The organism is Rosettibacter sp. KY25 (genome assembly GCF_057554405.1).
Genome location: NZ_BAAJAO010000017.1, coordinates 62,702 through 68,837, shown reverse-complemented (window position 1 = coordinate 68,837; position 6,136 = coordinate 62,702). Strand labels below are relative to the sequence as shown.

4 protein-coding genes are annotated in these 6,136 nt (G+C 31.8%); all 4 read right to left on the bottom strand.

Features of this window, described 5'->3' with window-relative positions; all coding sequences use genetic code 11:
• Positions 1 to 100 precede the first annotated feature (100 nt).
• The 4 genes from serS to leuS all read right to left on the bottom strand — a co-directional run bounded on the left by serS (position 101) and on the right by leuS (position 6,106).
• Entirely contained in the window at positions 101 to 1,378 is a 1,278-nt protein-coding gene (gene serS, locus AC27L2_RS10640; protein ID WP_487211751.1) for a serine--tRNA ligase, read from the bottom strand.
• An 11-nt stretch (positions 1,379 to 1,389) separates the two neighbouring features.
• A complete protein-coding gene (locus AC27L2_RS10635; RefSeq protein ID WP_487211750.1) occupies positions 1,390 to 1,968 on the bottom strand; it encodes an MjaI family restriction endonuclease in 579 nt (192 codons plus the stop codon).
• Positions 1,965 to 3,251 (bottom strand): DNA methyltransferase, encoded by a 1,287-nt coding sequence (locus tag AC27L2_RS10630; RefSeq protein WP_487211749.1) that lies wholly within the window; start codon positions 3,249 to 3,251, stop codon positions 1,965 to 1,967. Before AC27L2_RS10630 ends, AC27L2_RS10635 begins: the two co-directional genes overlap by 4 nt.
• Positions 3,252 to 3,640: 389 nt before the next feature.
• Positions 3,641 to 6,106, bottom strand: coding sequence for a leucine--tRNA ligase (leuS, locus tag AC27L2_RS10625; RefSeq protein WP_487211748.1), 2,466 nt, complete (start codon positions 6,104 to 6,106; stop codon positions 3,641 to 3,643).
• Between the last annotated feature and the right edge of the window lie 30 nt (positions 6,107 to 6,136).

Here is a 6,136-nt window from a genome sequence, read left to right as displayed (position 1 = left end):
ATGAAGTATTTTTTTAGATATAAAAGATTTCTAAACAAGTTCCTGCCGTTAATTTTACTTTTCTAAACACAATTGCAAATATAAAAATTCAATTACGCAATTATCCTATAACCTCAAACCCGGTATATTTATGAAGAACCTTTGGAACTATAACTTTCCCTTCGGGGGTTTGATAATTCTCGAGCAGTGAAACCATTAATCTGCTTGTTGCAAGTCCGCTGCCGTTTAATGTATGCACATATTCAACTTTTTTAGTTTCTTCTCTTCTAAATCTAATATTTGCTCTTCTTGCTTGAAATGCTTCGAAGTTGCTGCAAGAAGAAGCCTCGAGCCATTTATTTTCTGCTGGCGACCATGTTTCAATATCATAGCATTTTGCAGCAGAAAAACTTAGGTCTCCTGTGCACAATAAAATTACACGATATGGAATTTTTAATGCCTGCAAAATATCTTCTGCATCTTTCACCAAGCTTTCTAATTCATTATAAGAATCTTCTGGCCTTGCAAATTTTACCATTTCAACTTTGTTAAATTGATGAACTCTTAAAAACCCTTTTGATTCTTTTCCATACGAACCAGCTTCTCTTCTAAAGCAGGGAGAGTATCCAACATATTTAATTGTTAAATCTTTTTCCTGAAGGATTTCATCTCGATGAATATTTGTAATTGGCACTTCGGCAGTTGGTATCGGATAAAGCCCATCTTTTTCGATAAAATACATATCCTCTTCTAATTTTGGAATTTGACCGGTTCCCTTCATTGATTCACGATTAACAAGAACAGGAGGAAAAATTTCTTTGTAACCATGATGCTGCAAATGATAATCGAGCATAAAATTGATTAAAGCTCTTTCGAGTGTTGCACCCTTTCCTTTATAGAGAGGAAATCCCGAACCAGAAATTTTAGTTCCTCTTTCAAAATCCAGAATATCAAGTTTTTTGCCCAGTTCGATATGGTCTTTTACTTCGAAGTCAAATTCGAAGGAAAAATCTTCAGGCAGCCATCTTCTAACCTCAACATTATCTTCTGCTGATTTTCCAACAGGAACAGATGAATGAGCAAGATTCGGTGTCCATCTTAAAATTTCTTCTAACTTATCTTCTACTTCTTTCAATTGTTTATCGAGTTCTGCAATTTCATCGCCAACTTTTTTCATCTCCTCAAATATTGCAGTTGTATCTTCGCCTCGTTTTTTCATTTGAGGAATTTGAGAAGAAACTTTATTTCGAAGAGCTTTCAATTCATCACTTTTTGCAATTAAGCTTCTTCTTTTTTCATCGAGTTCAAGAATGTCGTCTACAACATCAGCAGAGTTTTTATTTAATAGACCCTGTCTAACTAAATCAGGATTTTCACGAATGAATTTGATATCTAGCATGTTATATTCCTCTAAAAGTTAAATTCTATTTCAATGTTGTTTTTGTTCTTTTTATAAAAAATAAATTTTACATCTATATTTTCTATTAATTCAGATTTGGTCTTATATGTAATTGGTTTAATAGATACTGGCATATTTCCTAAATATCCATCAATTCCTTGAGATTCTTCTTCTTTATTCGATAATTTATATTCAACTTTCTTAATCTCTGCCACCTTTTTAAGTATAGCTTCCTGAAATCTTAATCCAAGAAAAGTTTTTACGATTACTAAGTCGACTACCCATTTTTCAACCTGCTCCTTATTAATATTTTCCAAAACAGATTTGAAATTATTAATCATAGCATAAATTTTTTCTGTTGCATCCTTTATTGCGTCAGGATACTTATTCTTATACCACTCATACCATTCTTCAACATTTTCTCCTTCAAAATCATTAATAAGCTCGCTTAATTGTCCTACTGTTTTAGGTCTTGTTCCTTGCGCAAAGCGATTAGCTAGATTTATTATAGGTGATAAATATTTAGGAAATTCAATTTCAGGTACATTTAATAATTGTTGAATTTCCTTATTAGAGATTCTTAACTTCATTCAGAGATTTCATATAGTTGAAAAAATTTTTTCTTGTATTTATAATCAATTGAACCATCTACATTTACTAACTTATTCTTAATCAAATGAGCATTAACAAAAGTTTTATTTTTCAAGTATAGATAAGCTAATAGATTATTTTCATTATCATATTTTATGTTGTCAAACTTAAGAAAAACAGGCGTTCCTCTTGTTATATCTTTAAGAAAATCTATTGCTTCTCGAAATTTTTTTGAGTTTGGTTTAATCCCCAATAATTTTATCATTTGACCCGAGTTTAACTTGATTTTATCGGGTGTTATAACTTCGCTAACATAAAAGTAGTTTTCATTAGAATTTTCCTTGCCTGTAATTTTTGAACCAAAAGATAATTTTCGAGGGTCAACTTTTTTATCGAATTTAATTGGATCTCTGAAAATATATGGTAAATTATTGTAATCAATTTTAATTGGTGCCTGTTCAATAAATTCTACGATATAATTTTTCTGAAATAATTGATGTTGATTTATTTTTAATTTTTCTTCAATAATATTTTTAAATTCCTTATTTATTTCATAGCCTATAGAATTGCGTTGTAAATTTATTGCCGCAAGATTAGTTGTCCCACTACCACAAAAAGGGTCTAAAATTGTTTCACCAACAAAACTGAACATTCTGATTAATCTTTTTGGTAATTCTTCTGGAAACATTGCAAGATGTCCATTTTGTCTTTCGCCTGGAAAATTCCAGTGCCCTGAAAAGTATTCATTCCATTCTTCTTGAGTAAGTTTAGATTTTTCTTTTTGTTCTTTTGTTGGTTTTGGCGGTTCCCCAAGCTTTTTAAATATCAGTATAAATTCATAATCAATTTTTATAATTCCATTTCTTGGATAAGGATAAGAGCCCATCACTGATGCGCCACCAGTAGTATTTGATGTTGTAACTTTCTGCCAGATTATTGCACCCATATAATCAAAGCCGATTGTCTCACAAAATTTTATAATTTCTGTTCTAATTGGAATTACCTTATACCTTCCATAATAAACAGAACGAGCAAATTGGTCCCCAATATTTATGCATAATCTGCAGCCTTTATGCAAAACTCTGTGACATTCTTTCCAAACTAAGTTTAGATTATTGATATATTTTTCATAAGAATCATCAAAACCAATTTGTTCAGGATGACCATAATCCTTCAATTGCCAGTAGGGCGGAGATGTAATTATTAAATGAACAGATTCATCTTCTACTTCCTGCATGCAACGAGAATCGCCAAATATAATTTTGTGTTTTGTTTTAGACATGATTACAAAAATTAAGCTTATTCTTAGTCATTTTTTGTTTTATGGGTTCTATACTTAGCAAGTTCTTTCAAGCTACGATTCATAAGTAATTTGTCCTTAGTTCAAAATATTTGAAGTATAACTTTATACTTCAAAAAATATTCATAAAAATTAATGTAATATTTTTTCCATCCTGAATAGTAAGATCCCAACAATATAACCTATTAAATTATTGTATAAACTCAATTTATTTACTGGCATTTTTATTACGGCGGTAAAGTCTATATCTGAATTTTTCATCATAATCATCTATTGCATATGACACATACAAAAAACTTTTTCTATTTGTCCAGCAAAAATTTTTTAGCTGCCGTTTCCATTTCTTTTTTTATTTCTTCATAATTATCATTTTACTTCACAACTATATTATAAATCTTATTGGGCACATAAATTTCTTTTACAATCTGCTTACCATCAACATACGATTTAACTTTTTCATCTTCATAAACTCTTGCTTTTACTTCCGATTCTGGCAAATCAACAGGCATTTCAATTTTTGCACGTACTTTCCCATTTATCTGAACTACAATCAACACATTTTCTTTTACAAGTGCTGCAGCATCAACTTCGTACCAGAATGGATTTTCATATATCGATTTTTCTTTCCCAATTAAATTCCAGCATTCTTCTCCAAGATGAGGTGCAAGAGGAGATATCATCAATGCAAATCTTTCAAGTGCATAAGTCTGTAAATCTTTTCTGCATTCACTCAAGTTTTTGAAATCATTCAGTAATTCCATTAACGCTGCTACAGCTGTATTGAATCTAAAATTGTCTATTTCTGAATCTACTTTTGCCAAAGTTTGATTGACTTTTCTATAAACAAGTTTTTCTTGTTCGTTGAGTTCCGAAATATCATATTTATCTTTTGATGGAAATTCCTTTGCAATATTTTTATATGATTCAAAAAGTGTATAAATACGCTGAACAAATCTATCAACTCCTACAATTCCTTTGTCACTCCAATCGCCTCCCATTTCATAAGGACCCATAAACATTAAATACATTCTAAAAACATCTGAGCCAAACTGTTCAAGAAAAACATTTGGGTCAACAACATTTCCTTTCGACTTAGACATCTTAGCACCTTGATTTGTAATTGTGCCTTGATGAATAAGCTTCAAAAATGGTTCATCACTGTTTACCAAACCAATATCTCTTAAAAATTTATGGATGAATCTTGCATATAAAAGATGCATTGTTGCATGTTCAGCTCCACCGACGTAAACATCAACCGGCGTCCATTTATTTGCTAAGTCAACATCAAACATTCCTGCTTCATATTTTGGATTTAAGTAACGCAGATAATACCATGAGGAGTCAACGAAAGTATCCATTGTATCTGGGTCTCGTTTTGCAGGAGCTCCACATTTTGGACAAGTTGTATTTATAAATTCTTCGCAGCTTGCAAGTGGGGAACCGCCTTCGGGTTTGAAATTAACATTATAAGGAAGAATAACCGGGAGCTGTTCTTCAGGCACAGGAACTTCGCCACATTTATCACAATGAACAATTGGAATTGGAGTTCCCCAATAACGCTGACGGGAAATTAACCAATCTCTCAATCTATAATTTACAGTTCTCTTACCAATTCCCTGAGCTTCCAAATCTTCAGAAATTTTTTGAATCCCAACATCTGAACTTAATCCGTTATATTTGCCTGAATTAATCATTATTCCAACATCTGTATAAGCTTGAGTGAGTTCATCTTCTTCTTTTGTTCCTGGTTGAAGAATTACTTTTTTAATTGGGAGATTAAATTTCTTTGCAAATTCAAAATCGCGTTCATCATGACCGGGAACAGCCATAACGCAGCCTGTTCCATAAGTTGCAAGTACATAATCTGCTATCCAAATTGGAACACGTTCACCATTTACTGGATTAATAGCATAAGCTCCGGTTGGAACTCCGGTTTTTTCTTTTACAGTTGAAGTTCTTTCAACTTCAGTTAAAGATTTTATTGAATCAATATATTTCTCAACACCTTCACGGAATTCTGGTTTTGTAATTTTAAGAACTAAATCATGTTCTGGAGCTAAAACCACATAAGTAACACCAAATAAAGTATCCGGTCTTGTAGTGAACACTCTTATTTTTTCATCATGTCCTTCAATTTGAAAATCGATTTCAGTTCCATAACTTTTTCCAATCCAGTTGATTTGCATTATTTTAGTTTTCTCAGGCCAATCTATTTTATTTAAGCCGTCAAGAAGTTCATCGGCATATTGAGTAATTTTGAAAAACCATTGAGTAAGATTTTTTTGAATTACAGTTGTTCCGCATCGCTCACACCCACCGTCACTTAAAACTTGCTCTCTTGCAAGAACTGTTTGACATGAAGGACACCAGTTTACAGGCGCATTTTTTCTGTAAGCCAATCCTCTTTTATACATTTGAAGAAAAAGCCACTGATTCCATTTATAATATTCAGGAACACATGTCATCAACTCTGCATCCCAATCATACATTCCACCCATACGATTTAACATTTTGCGAATATCTCGAATGTTCTGCAAAGTGCTGTCCTGTGGATGGATGCCTGTTTTAATTGCATAATTTTCAGCTGGAAGTCCAAATGCATCGTATCCCATTGGTTCAAATACATTAAAGCCTTTTAATTTTTTATAACGAGCAAATGAATCAGTTGGACCATAATTATACCAATGCCCAATGTGCATTTTTGCACCCGAAGGATAAATAAACATTACAAGCACATAAAGTTTTTTATCAATTTTAGATAAATCTGTTTTGAATACTTTTTTTTCTTCCCAAAATTTTTGCCACTTTAATTCGATTTCTTCAAATGGATATTTCATAGCTCACATAAATTTGTTTGAAATTGATAA

Bases quoted from the DNA above. Each gene is read 5' to 3' on its own strand.
- serS (WP_487211751.1), bottom strand. From the start codon at position 1,378: ATGCTAGATATCAAATTCATTCGTGAAAATCCTGATTTAGTTAGACAG.
- AC27L2_RS10635 (WP_487211750.1), bottom strand. From the start codon at position 1,968: ATGAAGTTAAGAATCTCTAATAAGGAAATTCAACAATTATTAAATGTA.
- AC27L2_RS10630 (WP_487211749.1), bottom strand. From the start codon at position 3,251: ATGTCTAAAACAAAACACAAAATTATATTTGGCGATTCTCGTTGCATG.
- leuS (WP_487211748.1), bottom strand. From the start codon at position 6,106: ATGAAATATCCATTTGAAGAAATCGAATTAAAGTGGCAAAAATTTTGG.